The 19,284-nt window shown below is 63.8% G+C and carries 14 protein-coding genes; 7 read left to right on the forward strand and 7 right to left on the reverse strand.

Annotated features, from left to right (window positions below; all coding sequences use genetic code 11):
• Positions 1 to 22: 22 nt before the first annotated feature.
• From IEV38_RS03955 to IEV38_RS03965, 3 genes are all read left to right on the forward strand, one after another.
• Entirely contained in the window at positions 23 to 3,238 is a 3,216-nt protein-coding gene (locus IEV38_RS03955) for an efflux RND transporter permease subunit (protein WP_188394886.1), read from the forward strand.
• 1 nt (position 3,239) lies between these two features.
• On the forward strand, positions 3,240 to 4,703 hold the full coding sequence (locus IEV38_RS03960; protein ID WP_188394887.1) for an efflux transporter outer membrane subunit: 1,464 nt from the start codon (positions 3,240 to 3,242) through the stop codon (positions 4,701 to 4,703).
• Positions 4,704 to 4,798: 95 nt separating this feature from the next.
• On the forward strand, positions 4,799 to 5,983 hold the full coding sequence (locus IEV38_RS03965; RefSeq protein WP_188394888.1) for a multidrug effflux MFS transporter: 1,185 nt from the start codon (positions 4,799 to 4,801) through the stop codon (positions 5,981 to 5,983).
• On the opposite strand, the gene IEV38_RS03970 is transcribed toward IEV38_RS03965, so the two are convergent.
• The 3 genes from IEV38_RS03970 to IEV38_RS03980 form a co-directional block, all read right to left on the reverse strand.
• Complete coding sequence (locus IEV38_RS03970; protein ID WP_188394889.1) at positions 5,973 to 6,830, reverse strand: DUF3014 domain-containing protein; 858 nt, start codon at positions 6,828 to 6,830, stop codon at positions 5,973 to 5,975. The genes IEV38_RS03965 and IEV38_RS03970 overlap by 11 nt on opposite strands.
• A 130-nt stretch (positions 6,831 to 6,960) precedes the next feature.
• Positions 6,961 to 8,073, reverse strand: a complete 1,113-nt coding sequence (locus IEV38_RS03975) for an alpha-hydroxy acid oxidase (protein WP_188394890.1) — start codon at positions 8,071 to 8,073, stop codon at positions 6,961 to 6,963.
• 7 nt (positions 8,074 to 8,080) lie between these two features.
• The gene (locus tag IEV38_RS03980) at positions 8,081 to 8,761 is read right to left on the reverse strand and encodes a Fe2+-dependent dioxygenase (protein ID WP_188394891.1); all 681 of its coding nucleotides are present in this window, start codon (positions 8,759 to 8,761) and stop codon (positions 8,081 to 8,083) included.
• A gap of 229 nt (positions 8,762 to 8,990) precedes the next feature.
• On the opposite strand from IEV38_RS03980, the gene IEV38_RS03985 reads away from it, so the two are divergent.
• On the forward strand, positions 8,991 to 11,210 hold the full coding sequence (locus IEV38_RS03985; RefSeq protein ID WP_188394892.1) for a TonB-dependent receptor: 2,220 nt from the start codon (positions 8,991 to 8,993) through the stop codon (positions 11,208 to 11,210).
• Between the two features lie 110 nt (positions 11,211 to 11,320).
• On the opposite strand, the gene IEV38_RS03990 is transcribed toward IEV38_RS03985, so the two are convergent.
• Genes IEV38_RS03990 through ku form a run of 3 tightly spaced genes read right to left on the reverse strand, consistent with a single transcriptional unit; the run spans position 11,321 to position 15,259 of the window.
• Positions 11,321 to 11,533 carry a hypothetical protein gene (locus IEV38_RS03990; protein WP_188394893.1) on the reverse strand — a complete coding sequence of 71 codons (213 nt, stop codon included), beginning with the start codon at positions 11,531 to 11,533 and terminating at the stop codon, positions 11,321 to 11,323.
• Between the two features lie 10 nt (positions 11,534 to 11,543).
• Positions 11,544 to 14,213, reverse strand: a complete 2,670-nt coding sequence (gene ligD, locus IEV38_RS03995; protein WP_188394894.1) for a DNA ligase D — start codon at positions 14,211 to 14,213, stop codon at positions 11,544 to 11,546.
• Between the two features lie 2 nt (positions 14,214 to 14,215).
• Entirely contained in the window at positions 14,216 to 15,259 is a 1,044-nt protein-coding gene (gene ku, locus IEV38_RS04000) for a non-homologous end joining protein Ku (RefSeq protein ID WP_188394895.1), read from the reverse strand.
• A 161-nt stretch (positions 15,260 to 15,420) separates the two neighbouring features.
• Here ku and IEV38_RS04005 point away from each other — a divergent pair, with 161 nt between their 5' ends.
• A complete protein-coding gene (locus IEV38_RS04005) occupies positions 15,421 to 16,356 on the forward strand; it encodes a DNA ligase (RefSeq protein ID WP_188394896.1) in 936 nt (311 codons plus the stop codon).
• 96 nt (positions 16,357 to 16,452) lie between these two features.
• Positions 16,453 to 17,145, forward strand: coding sequence for a DUF4197 domain-containing protein (locus IEV38_RS04010; protein ID WP_188394897.1), 693 nt, complete (start codon positions 16,453 to 16,455; stop codon positions 17,143 to 17,145).
• 78 nt (positions 17,146 to 17,223) lie between these two features.
• Here the strand turns inward: IEV38_RS04010 and IEV38_RS04015 are convergent, their stop codons facing one another.
• The gene (locus tag IEV38_RS04015) at positions 17,224 to 18,228 is read right to left on the reverse strand and encodes a zinc-binding alcohol dehydrogenase family protein (protein WP_188394898.1); all 1,005 of its coding nucleotides are present in this window, start codon (positions 18,226 to 18,228) and stop codon (positions 17,224 to 17,226) included.
• 121 nt (positions 18,229 to 18,349) lie between these two features.
• On the opposite strand from IEV38_RS04015, the gene IEV38_RS04020 reads away from it, so the two are divergent.
• On the forward strand, positions 18,350 to 19,267 hold the full coding sequence (locus IEV38_RS04020) for a LysR family transcriptional regulator (RefSeq protein WP_188395429.1): 918 nt from the start codon (positions 18,350 to 18,352) through the stop codon (positions 19,265 to 19,267).
• Positions 19,268 to 19,284 lie beyond the last annotated feature (17 nt).

A 19,284-nucleotide genomic window follows, 5' to 3' on the forward strand; every position in this document is an offset into this window, starting at 1 on the left:
TATTTAAACAAGAAGAATCCTCATGAATATTTCCCGCTTTTTCATCGACCGGCCGATCTTCGCCGGTGTGCTGTCGGCCATCATTCTGATGGGCGGCCTGATCGCGATGCTGAACCTGCCGATTTCCGAATATCCGGAAGTCGTGCCGCCTTCGGTCGTGGTCAAGGCTAACTTCCCCGGCGCCAACCCGCAGACCATCGCCGAAACCGTCGCCACGCCGATCGAGGAACAGATCAACGGCGTCGAAGGCATGCTCTACATGTCGTCGCAGGCTACCTCGGATGGCCTGATGACGCTGACCGTCACCTTCAAGCTCGGCACGCCGCCCGATCTGGCGCAGCAACTGGTGCAGAACCGCGTCAACCAGGCGCTGCCGCGCCTGCCCGACGTGGTGCAGCGGCTTGGCGTGACCACGGTCAAGAGTTCGCCCGACATGACGATGGTGGTCCACCTCGTCTCGCCGAACGACCGCTACGACATGACCTACTTGCGCAATTACGCCGTGCTGAACGTCAAGGACAACATCGCGCGCCTGCCGGGCGTGGGGTCGGTGCAATTGTTCGGCGCGGGCGATTATTCGATGCGCGTCTGGCTCGATCCGCGCAAGGTGGCTGAACGCGGTCTGGCGGCCAATGATGTGGTGGAGGCGATCCGCGAACAGAACGTCAACGTGGCAGCCGGCGTGATCGGTGCATCGCCGTCGGTGCCCGGCGTCGATTACCAGATGTCGGTCAATGCGCAGGGCCGCCTCAAGACCGAGGACGACTTCCGCGACATCGTGATCCGTACTTCGCCGGACGGCGTGGTCACGCGTCTGCGCGACGTGGCACGGGTCGAACTTGGCGCCAGCGAATATGCCTTGCGTTCGCTGCTCGACAACAAGCCGGCGGTGGCGATGCCTATCTTCCAGTCGCCGGGATCCAACGCGCTGGAAATTTCCGACAACGTGCGCAAGCTGATGGCGGAACTCAAGAAGGACATGCCGGAAGGCGTCGATTACAGCATCGTCTACGATCCGACCCAGTTCGTGCGCGCCTCGATCAATGCCGTCGTGCATACGCTGCTGGAAGCCATCCTGCTGGTCGTGATCGTGGTGATCGTGTTCCTGCAGACCTGGCGCGCGTCCATCATTCCGCTGCTGGCGGTGCCGGTCTCGGTGATCGGCACCTTCGCGGTGATGCTGGGCTTCGGTTTTTCGATCAACGCCTTGAGCCTGTTCGGGCTGGTGCTGGCGATCGGCATCGTGGTCGACGATGCGATCGTGGTGGTGGAGAACGTCGAGCGCAACATCGAAGAAGGCTTGACGGCACGCGAGGCGACCTACAAGGCCATGCGCGAAGTGTCGGGTCCGATCGTCGCGATTGCGCTGACGCTGTGCGCGGTGTTCGTGCCGCTGGCTTTCGTCAGCGGCCTGACCGGGCAGTTCTTCAAGCAGTTTGCGCTGACGATCGCGATATCCACCGTGATCTCGGCCATCAACTCGCTGACGCTGTCGCCGGCCTTGTCGGCTCTGCTGCTCAAGGGCCACGGCGCACCGAAGGACAGGTTCCAGTTGCTGATCGATAGGTTGTTCGGCTGGTTCTTCGTGCGCTTCAACAAGGTCTTCCATCGCGGTTCTGGCAATTACGGCAACGGCGTGCAGGGCATCCTCAAGCGCAAGTCGATGTCGCTGGTGGTCTATGCGGTGCTGATCGGCGCAACCATGCTGCTGTTCAACAAGGTGCCGGCCGGCTTCATCCCGGGACAGGACAAGCAGTATCTGGTGGGCTTTGCGCAGCTGCCTGATGCGGCATCGCTGGACCGTACCGAAGACGTGATCCGCCAGATGTCGGAGATCGCGATGAAGACGCCGGGCGTGGAATCGGCGGTGGCTTTCCCAGGCCTGTCGATCAACGGCTTCGTCAACAGCCCCAACTCGGGCATCGTGTTTACCACGCTCAAGCCGTTCAACGAACGCACCAGCGCAGACCTGAGCGGCGCGGCCATCGCGCAGAAGCTGAACCAGCAGTTCTCCGGCATCCAGGGTGCGTTCATTGCGATGTTCCCGCCGCCGCCGGTGCAGGGACTGGGCACGATCGGCGGCTTCAAGCTGCAGATCCAGGATCGCGCCGCACTCGGCAAGGAAGCGCTCAACGATGCGCTGAAGGCCTTCATGACCAAGGCATACCAGACGCCCGAACTGGCCGGCATGTTCTCGAGCTACCAGATCAGCGTGCCGCAGTTGTATGCGGACCTGGATCGCACACGTGCCCAGCAACTGGGGCTGTCGATTCCGGCGGTGTTCGACACGCTGCAGATCTATCTCGGCTCGTTGTACGTGAATGACTTCAACAAGTTCGGCCGTACCTTCCAGGTGCGCGTGCAGGCCGATGCGCCGTTCCGCGCGCATGCCGAGGATATCGGGCTGCTGAAGGCGCGCAACAAGAATGGTGAGATGGTGCCGCTGTCGTCGGTGTTGAAGATGACGCAGAGCTATGGCCCCGACCAGTTCGTCCGTTACAACGGATTCCCGGCTGCCGATGTGAATGGCGGTCCTGCACCCGGCTACTCGACCGGGCAGGCGCAGGCGGCCATCGAACGCATCGCGGCCGAGACGCTGCCGCGCGGCATCAGCTTCGAATGGACCGAGATCACCTATCAGGACAAGATCGCCGGCGACACGCTGTTCATCATCCTGCCGCTGGCGATGCTGCTGGTGTTCTTCGTGCTGGCTGCGCAATACGAGAGCCTGACGCTGCCGCTGGCGGTGCTGCTGATCGTGCCGATGGGCCTGCTGTCTGCCATCTTTGGCGTCTGGCTGACCGGCGGCGACAACAACATCTTCACGCAGATCAGTCTGATCGTGCTGGTGGGACTCGCATGCAAGAACGCGATCCTGATCGTCGAGTTCGCACGCGAGCTCGAGCATCACGGGCGCGGCACGTATGAAGCGGCGATCGAGGCGGCCCGTCTGCGGCTGCGTCCGATCCTGATGACCTCGATCGCCTTCATCGCCGGCGTGGTACCGCTGATCCTGTCGTCGGGCGCCGGCGCAGAGATGCGGCATGCGATGGGCGTGGCGGTGTTCTCCGGCATGATCGGCGTGACCGCCTTCGGCCTGTTCCTGACGCCGATCTTCTACGTGCTGCTGCGCACGCTGGAGAAAAAATTCACACCGAAGCACGAGCCGGAAGAAGTCGCCTATGGCGCGCATCCGGCGCCGCTGGCGGTGGAAGCACCACATCATTACGAGGGTTGAGATGAAAAAAACGATATGGACATTGAGCGCGCTGGCCGCCGCATTGGTACTGGCCGGCTGCTCGACGGCGCGGCCGCCGGCCGAGGTGCACCTCGAACTGCCGAACCAGTACCGCGAGCAGGCGAATCTGGACGGCGCGTGGAAACTTGCTGCGCCGGCCGATGACAAGGATCGCGGCGCATGGTGGACCGTCTATGGCAACGAGGAGCTGAACCGGCTCGTCGTCGCTGCCACCGAATCCAACCAGAACCTCGCCATTGCGCTGGCGCGCGTCAAGGATGCGCGTGCGGCGGCCGGCGTGGTGGATGCCGACCGCGGCGTGCAGGCCGACGTCGGCTTCGGCCCGACGCGCAGCGGCAATGCGCAGGGCGCATCGACCACCTATCGCGCGCCGCTGTCGTTCTCGTACGAGGTCGATCTGTTCGGCCGTCTGTCGGACGCCAGCCGCGCCGCGCAACTCGACGCGCAAGGGCAGGAGGCCGCCTACCGCTCGGTGCTGCTGGCGCTGCAGTCGGACGTCGCGCAGCTGTATTTCACGATCCGCTCGCTGGATTCGGAAATCGACGTGCTGCGCAAGACCATCGCGCTGCGGCAGGAAGCGCTGGACCTCGCGCAGCGGCGTTATGACGCCGGCGACACCAGCGAACTCGACGTGGCGCAGGCCAGGACCGAATGGGCGACCACCAGTGCCGAGCTCGAAGGCGTGACGCGCGAGCGTGCGCAGCGCGATCATGCGCTGGCCTTGCTGCTGGGCCGCGCGCCGGCCGAGTTCTCGCTGGCGGCGGCGCCGTTCAATGCGCCCATCGTCACGGTGCCGGCAGGTCTGCCGTCGGATCTGCTGGAACGCCGGCCCGACATCGCGCAGGCGCAGCGCCAGTTGGCGGCGGCCAGTGCGCGTATCGGCGCTGCCAAGGCGGCGTTCTTTCCGCGCCTGCTGCTGACGGGTTCGGCCGGTTATGAATCGGACGAGCTGCGTGATCTTTTCAAGTGGTCGAGCCGCAGCTGGCTGCTGGGACCGCTGGTCGGCACCATGCTGAGCATGCCGATCCTCGACGGTGGCCGCAACCGTGCCAACCTCGCGCGTGCCGACGCCGGTTACGAGGCGACGGTCGCCAATTACCGCCAGCAGATCCTGGTCGGCTTCCAGGACGTCGAGGACAATCTGGCCGCCTTGCGCACGCTGGACCGCCAGATGGTGTTCGAGGAACAGGCGATCAACTCGGCGCAACTGGCGGCGCGGCTCGCCGATTCGCGCTACCGCAACGGTTCGGCCAGCTACTTCGAGGTCATCGACGCGCAACGTTCCAATCTGGCTTCGCAGCGCGCGCGCATCCGCAGCGCAGGACAACGCGCAGTGGCTTCGGTCGGCCTGATCCGTGCGCTCGGCGGCGGCTGGCAGACCGAACCGCACGGAGAGCTGCAGACAGGGCAGGCGACGCCGGTGGCCTTGGCACGAAATCCGTGAACGTGAAATAATCACGTGCCGGCAAGGACTTGGTCTTTGCCGGCTTTTTCTTTTTGCGCGGCCGGTCCGTGCTTCCGTTTTTTTCCTTTGCTTCAATGAACAACCATTTCTTCAAGAACGCGCTGGTGCTCGGCCTCTTGTCGGCCATCGGCCCGTTCGCCATCGACATGTACCTGCCGGCGCTGCCCTCGATCGGGCAAAGCCTGAATGCGCCAATGAACGCGGTGCAGGCGAGCCTGATGGCATTCTTCATTTCGCTCGGCATCGGGCAACTGCTGTACGGCCCGATTTCCGACATGGTCGGCCGCAAGCCGCCGCTGTACTTCGGCCTCGGGCTGTTCGCGTTGTGCAGCGTCGGCTGCGCGCTCGCGCCCGACATCGAAACGCTGATCGTGCTGCGCTTTCTGCAGGGCCTGGGCGCGAGCGCCGGCATGGTGATTCCGCGCGCCGTGGTGCGCGACCTGCATACGGGCAACGACGCGGCCAAGCTGATGGCGCTGCTGATGCTGGTGTTCAGCGTGTCGCCGATCCTGGCGCCGCTGGCCGGCAGCTTCCTGATCGAATGGGCGGGCTGGCGCAGCGTGTTCTGGTCGGTGACGGTGGCGGCCGTGATGGCGCTGGTGCTGCTGGCGACCGGGCAGAAGGAAACGCGTCCGGCCAGCGAGCGCGCCGGCAGCAGCGTGCGCGGGGCCTTGCAGGCCTACTGGCTGCTGCTGCGCGACTGGCATTTCCTGGGGCTGGTGTTCATCGGTGCCTTCGGCATTTCGAGCTTCTTCGCCTATCTCGCCAATTCCTCGTTCGTGCTGATCGACCATTACGGCCTGACGCCACGCCAATACAGCATTGCCTTCGCGGCGAACGCGGCGGCCTTCATCGGCGTGTCGCAACTGACCGGCAACCTGACGCGCCGTTTCGGCCTCGGGCCGCTGGTGAAATTCGCGGTACGCGGCTACGCGCTGTTCATGGTGGCGCTGCTGGTGCTGAACCTGTTTGGCATGGACAGGTTGGATGTGATGCTGGGGATGCTGTTCGTCGGCTTCGGCTTCCTCGGCCTGGTGATTCCGACCACGGCGGTGCTTGCGCTCGAGGAACACGGAGCGATCGCCGGTACCGCATCGGCGCTGATGGGTACCTTGCAGTTCGTCACCGGCGCGGTGGTGATGGGTGTGGTCGGTCTGTTCGCCAATGGACTGGCCGGGCCGATGATCGCCGGCATCGCCGGCTGCGCCATCCTTGCCGCACTGGTGGCAAGGCTGACGCTGCCGCACGTTAAGGTGTAACTGCGGGTGTAGTTGCAGGCGTGGCTGCAGGTGCCGGTTGACGGGTGATTGCCGCACGCAGTTCGCGCAGCTTCATCTTGACGATCTGCGCATTCTCGACGCCGATGCGCAGCATGATCTTCTGTCCGGCCGAACGTTTTTCGAGGTCGGGATCGGCGAACTGGTAGATTACCTTGTCCTGCATCAGGCGCGGCGCTTCCAGCGGTTCCGGCGTTGCCAGCAGATCGTCGATCGTGACCACCAGGCGATCGTTGAAGTAGGCGTCCGGATAGCCGAGATCGGCATAGGCTTGCTGGAACAGCGGATAGTACCTGCGGTAAATGGTCACTGCCTTGTCGACCGGCACGTTCTGCACCAGCGTCATGTAGGGCGCATAACGTTCGGCGTTGGCGGGCGAGATGATGAGGTTGCCTTCGCCGCCGACGGTTTCCATCCAGGTTCCGGCCGGCTGCAGCGGCCACAGTTTGGCTGACGCTTCACGGCGCGGCAGGTTATCGACGGTGGTGACGATGCGGCGAATGATTTCTTCCGGATAAAACAGTTCGCTCCAGGCCTGCTTGCCGACCAGCGCCGATAGCGGTGGCGTGATCAGGCTGTCGCTGTCGCGCACGGCGGGCAGCGTTTCCTCGACAGGTGCCGGTTCTATCGGATGCTGAACCGGCTGCGGCGCATCCCAGGCGGGGGCTTCGGGTGCGGGTTCGGCTTGTTCCACCAGTGCCGGGGTTTCCGGCGCAGCGGCTTGTGGTGGCGGGGCCGGCGTGCGGTCTCGTTGCAGCCAGTAGTAATAGCCGGCCGCAAGTGCGGCGGCGACGGTGATGGCAATCAATATGCGGGTGACGGTCTTCAATATGGACTCCTGGCTGATACGGCGTGGCAACGCCTGCGGATAAACAATCCGCCGATGGACAGGGTGAGGGAAGCAGTCAGTCTACCGCATGCGAGGGTAGTCGGCTTTCAAGCGGCCGGCATGCGCCTTGTCAGCTATTGCGAAAGAGCAGTTCCGCAGAGACCTGTTCGAGCGTGGCGACGCCGCTCAGCGCCATCGCGATCTCCAGTTCGTCGCGCAACAGCCGGATGACGTGCGCCACCCCCATGGCCCCCGCATTGGCAAGGCCATGGACATACGGTCGTCCGATCAGTACGGCGTTGGCACCGAGCGCGATCGCTTTCAATACATCCGTGCCGCGCCGGATGCCGCCGTCCACCAGCAGCGGCATGCGGCCGCCAACCGCCTGCGCGATGCGCGGCAGGACGGCTGCGGTGGCGGGCGTGGAATCCAGCGTGCGGCCGCCATGGTTGGAAACGATGATGCCGTCGAGTCCAAGGCCCGCCGCGATGCGCGCATCTTCTTCATGCAGCACGCCCTTGATCAGGACCGGCAGGCGGGTATGGGCTTTCAGCCATGCGAGATCGTCCCAGCCCGGCGCGGCCAGCAGCAGATCGTCGAACAGCGCACTTTGCCCCGGCTCGAGTTGGCGGCTTTGACGATACTGCTGCGCCAGATGAACCGCCGAGACGCCATCGGGAAGACGAAAGCCGCTGCGCCGTTCGCGGTCGCGCACACCGCTGGTCGGCGCATCGACCGTAACCACCAATGCTTCATAACCGGCTTCTTCAGCCTGCCGCACGAGGTCGAGCAGGAACCCGCGCTCGTAATGCATGTACAACTGAAACCACATCGGCCCGCGCGCAGGTTCGGCCTGCACGGCCTGCGCGATGGTCTGCATCGCCACGCTGGTCTGCATGCTCAGCACGAAACCGGCACCTTGTGCGGCTGCCGCATAGGCGCTCGCCAGTTCGCCGTCGCCATGCGCCATGCGTTGGTAGGCAACCGGTGCCAGCAGGACCGGATGCTCGAGCGTGCGACCGAACAGGGAGATGCGCGTATGTCCGCGCGCCACGGGTCGCAGGATGCGCGGCTGCAGCTGCAGCCGGGTCCAGGCGTCGCGGTTGTCGCGCAGCGTGTATTCGTCGCCGGCGCCGCCGCTGAAGTAGGCCCAGGCGATCTCGTCCATGCGCGTTTGCGCCTGTGTGGCGTGATCTTCCAGATTGGTCAGTCCCGGCGGAAGCGATTGAAGCTGTGCAGTCATGTGTTCCTCAGGTATCCGACCATTGGCGCAACAGGTTGTGATAGACGCCGCTCAGCTTGAGGACAGCGGGGTTGTCCGGTGCATCGGCGCTCAGTTGCTGGATCGCCGTATCGAGCTCGAACAGCATGGTGCGCTGCGTGTCGTCGCGGACCAGGCTCTGCACCCAGAAGAATGCCGCCAGCCGTACGCCGCGGGTGACCGGCGTGACGTGATGCAGGCTGGTGCCCGGGTACAGCACCATGTCGCCGGCCTTGAGCTTGACCGCATGACGGCCATAGGTATCGGACACCACGAGTTCGCCGCCGTGGTAACTGTCGGGCTCCGACAGGAACAGCGTGCACGAGATGTCGGTACGCACGCGGTGTGGGGTGCCGGGCACGCTGCGGATCGCGCCGTCGACATGGTCGCCATAGGTGCCGCCACCTTCGTAGCGATTGAACATCGGCGGCACCACCTTCAGCGGCAGGGCGGATGACAGGAACAGCGGATTGTTGCCCAGCGCTCCCAGAATGAAATCCGATAACTGCTGGGCGACCGGATCGTCGGCCGCCAGTTGCCGGTTGTTCTTGGCCCTGGCGGCCATGTGGCCGGCCGTGTTCCTGCCGTCGTGCCATTCCTGGCGCAACAGCGCGTCGCGGAACTGTTCCGCCTGTTCCGGCGTAAGGAAGCCGGGAATCTCCAACATCATGGAAATGGCCTTTCGACTGCGAGGGAAGCCCGATGGTAATGCACAAGCGCCGGGTTGTAAAAACGGAACATTAGCCGTTCCTGCATAGAAATTTTGTTGTAAATCTGCTTTTTCGGAAACAAACGTAAAAATTACGTTAAGAAATAAATGGAAATGCCAATGATAAGCGTTACTATTTGTCTCGCGGTAACAATTTTAGCCGTTCATTAATACAGAAAAGGGACAAGTAATGAAAAATCACGCTTTTCGTTTGACGCCAATCGCGTTCGCCATCCTGTCGCTGAGCGCGCATGCGCAGACCGCGCCGGCGGCTTCCACCTTGCCGGCCGTGGAAGTCTCGGCCGACCAGGAGCGCCAGTCGTCGCCCAAGGCAACCGCGCCGCTGGTCGATACGCCGCAAACCGTGCAAATCATTCCGAAGGAAGTCTTCAACGAGCAGGGCGCGCGCAACCTGACCGACATCCTGCGTAACACCACCGGCATCACCTTCAACGGCGGCGAGAACGGCTTTGCCACCAGCACCGCCAACTTCAGCCTGCGCGGCTTCGACACCAGCGGCAACATCTTCGTTGACGGCTTCCGCGATTCCAACAGCTACAACCGCGATGCCTTCAATCTGGAACAGGTCGAAGTCGTGAAGGGGCCTGCCGCCGACAACGGCCGCGGTGCGGCGGGTGGTTACGTCAATCTGGAAACCAAGTCGCCCAAGCTGCAGAACTTTGCGACCGGTAGCGTCAGCTTCGGTTTCGATTCCGAGGATTCGGACAACCGTCAGCGCATCACGGCAGACATCAACCGCGTGCTGAGCGAAACCTCGGCCTTCCGCATCAATCTGCTGGCCGAAGACGGCGGCGTCGCCGGCCGCAAGCATGCACAGGTCAATTCCATCGGCATCGCGCCATCGGTCGCCTTCGGCATCGGCACGCCGACCACGGTGACGTTGTCGTATCAGCACGTGACGCAGAAGGACCGGCCGGACTTCGGCGTGCCGGGCGCGATCGTCGAGGGTTTGCAGACCTACAATCCGGCCTTTGCCGGCGTCAGCCGCGACAACTTCTACGGCTTGCTGTCCGATTATGACGACGTGAAGTCGGATTCCTTCCTGGCCAAGGTCGAGCATCGCATTTCGCCGAATGTCCTGTTGAGCAACCATACGCGCTGGGCAAGAACCGATCGCGACGCGCGCTTCATGGTGTTCGGCAATCCGGCGGTGGCAGCGGGTACCGAGAACGTCTCGACCTCGCGTGCCGGTTACAACCGCGAAAACAACTCGCTCGCCAACAACACCAATCTGTCGGTCAAGCTGGATGCGGGCGGCGTCAAGCACAACCTTGCGTTCGGCCTCGAACTGTCACGCGAGGAAGCCGACGCGACCGGTTTCGGCAATGCAGGAACCGGACCGACGAACATCTTCAATCCCGATCCGGGCCGTGCCGATCCGAGCCTGCCGGTGACGCAGACCTCGACCGTCAAGGTGGATACGGCTGCGCTCTACGCCTACGACACCATCGAGTTCAATCCGCAATGGCAGTTGACCGGCGGTCTGCGCGCCGAGCATTACAAGGTCAGCATTAACGGCACCAATGCAGCCGTTGACGGCTATGACGTTTCGGAAACCACCTTCGGTGGCAAGCTGGGGGTGGTGTACAAGCCGGCCTCGAACGGTAGTGTGTATGTTTCCTACGGCCAGTCGGCTTTGCCGCCCGGATCGTTCCTGTCCAACTCGGACATCTCGCGTTCGGACGCGGCTGCGTTTCCGGGCCTGACCGGGCAGAACAGCCAGGGTTCGCGCGTGCAGAAGGCGGCCAATCTCGAGATCGGCACCAAATGGGACCTGCTGGATAATCGTCTGTCCACCACTGCCGCCATTTTCCGCACCGAGCGCAGCAACATCGGCATGGGGCCGACTGCCAATGGACCTACCGGTTACGGCAAACAGATCGTGCAGGGCATCGAGCTCGGCGCCTTGGGTCGCGTCACCAATGCATGGACGATATCGGGCGGCCTGACGCTGCTCGACAGCGAACGCAAGCATAGCGCGGCGATCGACGATGCAATCCGTTCCACCGGCGACTACGGTCCGGGCGTGTTGTCGACCAATGGCGACGAACTCGCGTTCACGCCCAAGGTCACTGCCAACCTGTGGACCACGTATCGCGTGCAGCCGAGCCTGACGGTTGGTGGCGGCGTGCAGCACGTCGGCAGCGCCTATATCGGCCGTCCGGACAATGCCGATCGCGTGATCAAGAACGGCCGCTATGGCAAGACGCCGAGCTTCACCGTGCTGAACCTGATGGCCGCATACGAGGTGAATCCGAACCTCACGCTGCGCTTCAATATCGACAACGTGACCGACAAGGAATATGTGATCGCCTCGAACTGGAACGCTCAGCGCGTCATGCTCGGCGCGCCGCGCACCTTCCTCGTCAGCGCCGATATCAGGTTCTGATCGAATCGTTGTTGCTTTGCCGGAAAAGCCTCTTCTTCGAAGAGGCTTTTTTATTGGAGCAGGGTGTTTGTCATGCGCGGCGCCATGGGAACTGGCACGGCCATGCCGGTTCAGGAGATGAGCAGCCTGGCGCGCGCGATGGCTTCGGTTTCGAGCTGTCTGATCGTCAAGGCCTCCGCATCGGCTTCCGATATGGCGATGGTGAAGACTCCGTAGTCGGTCTTGCGTGTCTTTTCATCGTCTTCATGGAAAGTGGCGCTGAGCTTGACGAGATAGCCGGGCGTGAGGAGGTCGTGTTCGATCGAGATGAGTTCCAGCTTCATGAAGTCCTTTCTATTTCTGCTTGACCGGTACAAAGCCTAGCATGCGCATGGCGGCGGTCAGCGATTGCGCGGATTTGGCGTAGTCCTGCCACGGCGCGTTGCCCTGGTCGAGCCGGGTGTGGATGTTGGCGACATGCCATTGCGCGCTGCCATGCAGTTTCTCGATCTCGTCCCAGCCGACCGGCACCGAGACGCCTAGTCCCGGTCGCGAACGGATCGACCAGGCCGATACCGTGGTGGCGCCGAAGCCGTTGCGCAGGTAGTCGATGAAGATCTTGCCGACGCGGTTCTTCGGGCCGCTCTTGGCGACGAAGCGCATCGGCAGCGTGTTCGCCATGTGTTCGACGATGGCCTTTGAAAAGTCCTTGACCGTGTCCCAGTCGTACTGCTGCTTGAGCGGAACGATCACGTGCATGCCCTTGCCGCCGCTGGTCTTGGCGAAGCTTTTCAGGCCGAGCTGCTCGAGAAAGGATTTCATCAGCAGCGTGGCTTCCTGCATCAGCGGCCATTCCACGCCTTCGCCCGGATCGAGGTCGAAGGTCATGCGGTCGGGCGTGCCGATGGCGGTCTTGACTGCGTTCCACGTATGGAACTCGACCACGTTCATCTGCGCCGCCGACAGCAGGCCGAGCGGCTTGGCGACTTCCATCAGCGAGGCATGGTCGGGATCGAGCGCCGGGTCGAGCAGGGCGATGCCGTCCAGCTTGTGTTCCATGTGCTTCTGGAAGAACAGCTGGCCGCCGATGCCCTCGGGCGCGCGCACCAGCGACACCGGCCGGCCTTTCAGGTGTTCCATCATCAGCGGCGCGACCAGTGCGTAATAGCGGATCAGGTCGATCTTGGTCAGCCCGCTTTGCGCGTCAACCACGCGCTCGCCATGGGTGACCTTGAAGTCCTTCGGCAGCGTGCCCGGCAGATCGGGATGGTTGGCGGCGGCGGATCTGGACTGGGCTTTCGAATTTGCATTTGAGTGCGTGCCCGCGCCCGATTTGCCGTTCACGTGGGTTGCCTGTTCGCGCACGATGCTGCGCGCCTTCTTGTCCGTGCGCAGGCCGTGAAAGACAGAATGGCGGATACGGCCGGTGTTGGTCCATTCGCCGAACGAGACTTCCGCCATCAGCGCCGGCTTGACCCAGTGTGCCTTGCCGGTATCGGTCTCGGACGAAAACGGGTTCTTGTCGCTGCCAATCGCGTCGAGCTGGCGGCGCAGTTCGGCCAGCGTGCGTTCGCTGAAACCGGTGCCGACATTGCCGGCGTAGAGCAGGTTGCCTTCCTGGTCGTGCACGCCGAGCAGCAGCGAACCGATGCCCTTGCGCGAGCCCTTGGGGTCGGTAAAGCCGCCGATCACGAATTCCTGACGCTGCGCGCACTTGAGCTTGATCCAGTCGCGCGAGCGGCGTGTCACGTACGGTGAATCCTTGCGCTTGCCGATCAGGCCTTCGAGCCCGATGCGGCACGACGACGCCAGCAGGTCCTGCACCGAGGCGTCGAAGGAATCGCTGTAGCGCACCAGGTCACTGGGCGAGCGTTGCAGCACCATCTGCAGGATGCGGCGGCGTTCGATCAGCGGCACCTGCCGCAGGTCGTGGTCGGCGCAGTAGGGCAGGTCGAACACGTAATAGGCGATGTTCTGTGTCCTTGCGGTATCGAAGGCGTTCTGCAGCGCCTGGAAATCCGGCAGGCCGTTCTCGTCGGCCACCACGATCTCGCCGTCGAGCCAGCACGACGGCAGCTGCATGGAGGCGAGCGCCTGCGCGAGCGCCGGCAGCCTGGCGGTCCAGTCGTGGCCGTTGCGCGTGACGAGGCGCACCTCGCCGCTATCGATGCGGGCGACGATGCGGTAGCCGTCGAACTTGATTTCGTAGAGCCAGTTTTCCGTGTCGGCAGGGGGGGCGTCAACCAGTGTCGCCAGTTGCGGCGACAGGGAGTCTGGCAGCGTCGAAGGGACGGCACCGGCCGGCGGACCGGCGTGAGGGTGCACGGCTGCGTCTGAAGAAGCCGTGCCGCGTTGCTTGCGTGCTGGCTTGGCAGAAACGTTGGCTGCGGCTTTACGCGTGCTTGCACCGCGTTTGCCATTGCCGGTGTTGGCCGCCGCCGACTTGTCGTTCGCCGGCTGCGCGCCATCCGGCATGGGCAGCGCAGCCACGCTGTCCGGCAGTTCATCGACCACGCTGTATTCGGTGGCGGGACGCATGAACGCGTCCTTTTCCTTGATCAGCAGCCACGGCTCCTGTTTTTCACCCTTGCCCTTCATGCGCACCAGCACCCATTTGCCGCGCAGCTTGTGGCCGCGCAGCTCGAATTTCAGGTTGCCGTTGCGATAGCCTTCGCGCGGATCGCCGAGCGGAATCCAGGTGCCCTTGTCCCAGATGATGACCTTGCCGGCGCCATACTGCTTTTCGGGAATCGTGCCTTCGAAGGTGTTGTACGAGATCGGATGGTCCTCGACGTGGACCGCCATGCGCTTGTCCTTCGAATCGAAGCTCGGGCCCTTGGGCACGGCCCAGCTTTTCATGGTGCCGTCCAGTTCGAGCCGGAAGTCGTAATGCAGGTGCGACGCCCAGTGCTTCTGGATCACGAAGGAGCGCGCCTCGACGTTCGGCTCGCCGCCTTCCTTCGGTTCGGACGTGATGTCGAAATTGCGCTTGCTGCGGTAGATGCTCAGGGAATCGAGTGCCATGGTCATGCCGTCCTGCGCGTTTTGGGTTTGGCGGCGCTCTTGCTTGCCGCGCTACGGGGGGCGGATTTGGCGGCTGCCTTCTTTGCTGCGGTCTTCGCGGCTGTCTTTGCAGCGGTCTTTGCCGCCGGCCGCTCGGCGTCCTTGCCGGTCTTGCGCGCCGCGGCCTTGGCGGCGGTCTTGATCGAGACCGTCTTTGCCGGCGCCGCATCCTCGTCATCCCTGGCGGGCTTGGCCTTGCCGGATTTTCCCTGCAGGCTGCGCTGCAGCATCTCGGTGAGGTCGTAGATGCGCGCGGTCTCGCCGCTTTCCGCCGATTCGACGGGCGTGACGGTTTCGGTCTCGCCGGCCTTCACCTTTTCCTCGACCAGCTTCAGGATCTGTTCCTTGAAGGAGTCGGTGAAGTGCTCGGGATTCCATTCGCCGCTCATGTCCTCGACCAGTTGCTCGCCCATTTTGATTTCCTTGTCGGTCAGGCCGGCCGCCTTGGCGCCCTTGGCCGGCAGGTCGAGTGCTTCCCAGCTGCGCACCTCGTCGCCCCAGCGCAGCAGGTTGAGCACCAGCGCCGGGCCGACCGGGATCAGCACGGCCAGGTGCTGCTTGGTCTGGATCACGACCTTGGCGATGCCGACCTTGCCGCTGCGCTGCAGGATCTCGCGCAGCAGCGCATAGACCTTGTGGCCCTTGTTGATTGGCGAGACGTAATAGGGCCGTTCCAGGTACATGAACGGAATCGCGTCGGCCTCGACGAAGGATTCGATCTCGATGGTCTGCGTGGTCTTGGGAAAGGCGGCGCTGATTTCCTCGGGCGAGAGCACCACGTAGTGCCCGTCTTCGATCTCGATGCCCTTGACGATGTTCTCGCGCGCGATTTCCTTGCCGGTCTTCTTGTTGACGCGCTTGTAGCCGACCGGGTCCATGGTGCGCTTGTCGAGCCAGTCGAAATTGAGGCTGTGCTCCTCGGTCGCGGTGTGCAGGGCGATCGGAATGTGCACCAGTCCGAAGGAGATGGCGCCTTTCCACAGGATGCGTTTGCTGGTGGTAGCCATGGTCGATGAACGTAGCGATAGAGGAGCCATGATGCGCCGCGCTCTGGCATGTCGTCTGTAGGACGAGTCCGAAATTCCTGTCGGAACTCCCGAATAATGGGGATGTTGCCCACATGCATCGCGGCTTATGCTGACAGCTTTCTCATTGCTCGATGCACGCCATGTCTTTCCTCATCCGTTTTTCAATCGCCCTGCGGCTTGTGCTGCTTCTTTCGTTTTCCGCCTTCATGGGCACGGCTCCGGTCCTTGCGCAGACGCCGGCGCCGGTCATGCTGGCGAATACCTATCATCCGGGGATCGACCTGTCGGCCTACTGGGTCAGCGAGAAATACGACGGCATCCGTGCCTACTGGGACGGCACGCGTCTGCTCACGCGCGGTGGCGAGATCATCCATGCGCCGGCATGGTTCGTCGCGCGCTGGCCGCGCGTGCCGCTCGACGGTGAACTGTGGGCCGGGCGCGGCGGGTTTTCGGAGGCGGTCTCGACCGCGCGCACGCAGGTGCCGGACGAGGCGGCCTGGCGCCGCCTGCGCTTCATGGCGTTCGACCTGCCCGCGCACGGCAGTACCTTCGACCAGCGCCTGCCGGCCCTGCGTCGGACCGTGGAAGCCATCGGCAGCACGTGGGTGCAGGCCGTGCCGCAGGAGCGCATCGCCAGCCATGCGCTGCTGCGCAAGCGGCTGCAGGAAATCGGCAGGGGCGGCGGCGAAGGGCTGATGCTGCATCGCGGCGATTCCTTCTACAAGGCCGGGCGCAACGACGACCTGCTCAAGCTCAAGCTGCACGACGATGCCGAGGCGCGCGTGATCGGCTATCTGCCGGGCAAGGGCAGGCACCAGGGACGGCTCGGCGCCTTGCTGGTGGAAACCGAGCACGGATTGCGCTTCCGCCTCGGCACCGGCTTCACCGATGCGCAGCGCGAGGCGCCGCCGGCGATCGGCACCTGGGTCACCTACCGTCATCGCGGTTTCAACGACAGCGGCATTCCGCGCTTCGCGAGTTTCCTGCGGGTTCGCCCTGACGTGGCTCGTCCTGACGCGGGTCGCCCCGATATGCCGCCGGCAGCGGATGAGGTAAAGTCACGGACAGGTTTGTAGCCAGGGGATGCCGCGTTGTGCTGGCAGCGTCGCCGGGCGCTTTGCCGTTCCAGTCCCGCCGCTGCGGTCCGCGGCTTCATCTTCAGGAGAATAAGCATGTCGTTTTTCAGACTTCCCCATGTCGTCACCGCTGCCGCCTTGCTGTCGGCTGCTTCGCTGGCCTGTGCCTTGTCGCTGTCCGACCTGAGCAGCAAGGATGCGACCAGCGGCGTCAAGACCGCGCTCGAGAAGGGCGCGACGGTGGCGGTCGCCAAGCTCGGCGTGCAGGACGGCTTCCTGAACAACGACAAGGTGCGCATCGGCCTGCCCGGCCCGGTCGAGAAGGCCAAGCCGATCCTGAAGATGCTGGGCCAGAGCAAGCGGGTCGAGGAGCTCGAGGTATCGATGAACCACGCGGCCGAATCGGCCGTGGCCGAGGCCAAGCCACTGCTGCTGGATGCCGTGAAGAACATGTCCGTCACCGATGCCAAGAACATTCTGACCGGTGGCGAGACCTCGGTGACCGAATTCTTCCGCGGCAAGACCTCGGCTTCGCTGACCACCAAGTTCCTGCCCATCGTCAAGAAAATCACGGACGGCAACGGCCTGTCGGCCCAGTACAACACGCTGATGAGCAAGGCCAACGCCTCCGGCCTGACCAAGGAAAATGCCACCGTGGAAGATTACGTGACGCAACGCGCGCTCGACGGCCTCTACACCATCATCGCCGACGAGGAAAAGGCGATCCGTGCCGATCCGGTCGGCACCGGCAGCGCGATCCTCGGCAAGGTGTTCGGTGCGGTGAAGTAATCGCTGCGCTGCACGATGCAGTCATCGCAAACGAACGGCGCCATCAGGCGCCGTTTTTCATTGCGGAATGCCGACGATTCAGAACCCTTCGAGCACGATCTTGCCCTTCGCGGTATTGCTCTCGATCAGCGCATGTGCGCGCTTCAGGTTGTCCGCGTTGATGGTGCCGTAGTGCTCGGCCAGCGTGGTGCGCAGCGTGCCGGCATCCACCAGCCGTGCCACTTCGTTCAGCAGCGCGTGCTGCTTTTGCATGTCCGGCGTTTCGAACATGGAACGCGCGAACATGAATTCCCAATGGATCGCCGCGCTCTTGCGCTTGAGCGGCATGGCGTCCAGCACGGCGGGATCGTCGATCACGGCAAGATGGCCTTGCGGCGCGATCAGCTTGACGATCTCTGCGTAGTGGCGGTCGGTCTGGTTCAGGCTGGCGACGTACTTCACTTCCTTGAAACCGATGCCTTCGAGTTCCGCGGCCAGCGGTTTCGTATGGTCAATGACGTGATGCGCGCCGAGTTCCTGCACCCATTGCCGCGTTTCCGGGCGCGAGGCGGTGCCGATCACGGTCAGGCCGGTCAGCTTGCGCGCGAGTTGTACGAGGATGGAGCCGACGCCGCCGGCCGCGCCGATCACCAGCAGCGCATCCTTGCTGTCGACGGTGACGGCCAGCCGGTCGAACAGCAGTTCCCACGCCGTGATCGCGGTCAGCGGCAGGGCTGCGGCCTGCGCGAAATCGAGCGAGGCCGGCATGCGGCCGACGATGCGCTCGTCCACCAGGTGCAGCTCGCTGTTGGCACCGGGGCGCGTGATCGAGCCTGCGTAGAACACGCGGTCGCCCGGCTTGAACAGCGACACGCCATCACCGACTGCCTTCACCACGCCGGCGGCGTCCCAGCCGATGACCTTGTGTTCGCCGTCCGGCGGATTGGCGCTGCCGCGCACCTTGATATCGACCGGATTGACCGAGATCGCACGCACCTCGACCAGCAGGTCGCGGTTGCCCGGAACCGGATCGGGCAGGGTGACGTCGAGCAGGGCGTGCGGGTCGGTGATGGGCAGGGCCTGGCGGTAGGCGACGGCTTTCATGTTCTTTTCCTTTACAGTGAACGGTTGGGTGGCGCTGTGATGTCGTTGCCTGCAGTTTCGGCTATATTCGCTTATCGATAAATATGCCTAATCCAATAACACTTTCAAAATAAAAATGAAAATGCCGCGCATCGAGGACTTGCAGCTGTTCGTCTGTGCCGCCGACCACGGCGGGCTGTCGGCCGCCGCGCGTGCACTCGACATGGCGCCGGCCGCCGCCAGCGCCGCGCTCAAGCGCCTGGAAACCGCGCTCGGCGGACGGCTGTTCGTGCGGTCCACGCGCAGCCTGCGCCTGACGATGGAGGGCGAACGCTATCTGGCCTACGCGCGCGGCGTGCTGCAACTGCTGGAAGAGGGCGCGGCCAGCGTGGCACAGGCCTCGGCCGTGATCGGCGGCGAACTGAACCTGTCGATCCCGTCCGACCTCGGCCGCAACGTGCTGCTGCTGTGGCTCGACGATTTCCAGGCGCGGCACCCGGACGTGCGCCTGCGCATCCGCATCAGCGACCGCCTGGCCGACCTGTACCGCCAGCCGGTGGATATCGCGATCCGCTACGGCGAGCCGGAGGATTCGAGCATGGTGGCCTTGCCGCTGGCGCCCGACAACCGGCGCGTGCTGTGTGCCGCGCCGGCCTACCTGAAGCGGCATGGCGCGCCACGCGCCGTGAGCGATCTGGCCGCGCACAATTGTCTGCGCTTCGTACTCGGCGAGCAGATTCACGAACGCTGGACCTTTCATCGCGGCAAGCGCACCGAGCAGGCGACGGTGCAGGGCGACCGCATCGGCGACGACGGCGACCTCGTACGGCGCTGGGCGCTTGCCGGGCAGGGCCTAGCGTACAAGTCCACGCTCGACGTGGCCGACGACCTGCGGCGCGGGCGGCTGGTGGCGCTGCTGGAAACGCATCAGGGAGAGACTGCGCCGCTCAATCTGGTCTGCGCCCATCGCCTGATGCTGTCGCCGGCCGTGGTTGCGCTACGCACCTTCCTGCAGGAGCGGCTGGCAAGGCACGCCGTCGTTGCGCGTCCCACGAAATGAACAACCCGGCGCCTGGC

The organism is Oxalicibacterium flavum, from assembly GCF_014635065.1.
Classification (GTDB): Bacteria; Pseudomonadota; Gammaproteobacteria; order Burkholderiales; family Burkholderiaceae_D; genus Oxalicibacterium; species Oxalicibacterium flavum.

Coding starts and splice junctions, on each gene's coding strand:
- IEV38_RS03955 (WP_188394886.1), top strand. CDS start 23: ATGAATATTTCCCGCTTTTTCATCGACCGGCCGATCTTCGCCGGTGTG.
- ligD (WP_188394894.1), bottom strand. CDS start 14,213: ATGGCACTCGATTCCCTGAGCATCTACCGCAGCAAGCGCAATTTCGAC.
- IEV38_RS03960 (WP_188394887.1), top strand. CDS start 3,240: ATGAAAAAAACGATATGGACATTGAGCGCGCTGGCCGCCGCATTGGTA.
- IEV38_RS04010 (WP_188394897.1), top strand. CDS start 16,453: ATGTCGTTTTTCAGACTTCCCCATGTCGTCACCGCTGCCGCCTTGCTG.
- IEV38_RS04005 (WP_188394896.1), top strand. CDS start 15,421: ATGTCTTTCCTCATCCGTTTTTCAATCGCCCTGCGGCTTGTGCTGCTT.
- IEV38_RS03965 (WP_188394888.1), top strand. CDS start 4,799: ATGAACAACCATTTCTTCAAGAACGCGCTGGTGCTCGGCCTCTTGTCG.
- ku (WP_188394895.1), bottom strand. CDS start 15,259: ATGGCTACCACCAGCAAACGCATCCTGTGGAAAGGCGCCATCTCCTTC.
- IEV38_RS04020 (WP_188395429.1), top strand. CDS start 18,350: ATGCCGCGCATCGAGGACTTGCAGCTGTTCGTCTGTGCCGCCGACCAC.
- IEV38_RS03975 (WP_188394890.1), bottom strand. CDS start 8,073: ATGACTGCACAGCTTCAATCGCTTCCGCCGGGACTGACCAATCTGGAA.
- IEV38_RS03980 (WP_188394891.1), bottom strand. CDS start 8,761: ATGATGTTGGAGATTCCCGGCTTCCTTACGCCGGAACAGGCGGAACAG.
- IEV38_RS03985 (WP_188394892.1), top strand. CDS start 8,991: ATGAAAAATCACGCTTTTCGTTTGACGCCAATCGCGTTCGCCATCCTG.
- IEV38_RS03990 (WP_188394893.1), bottom strand. CDS start 11,533: ATGAAGCTGGAACTCATCTCGATCGAACACGACCTCCTCACGCCCGGC.
- IEV38_RS04015 (WP_188394898.1), bottom strand. CDS start 18,228: ATGAAAGCCGTCGCCTACCGCCAGGCCCTGCCCATCACCGACCCGCAC.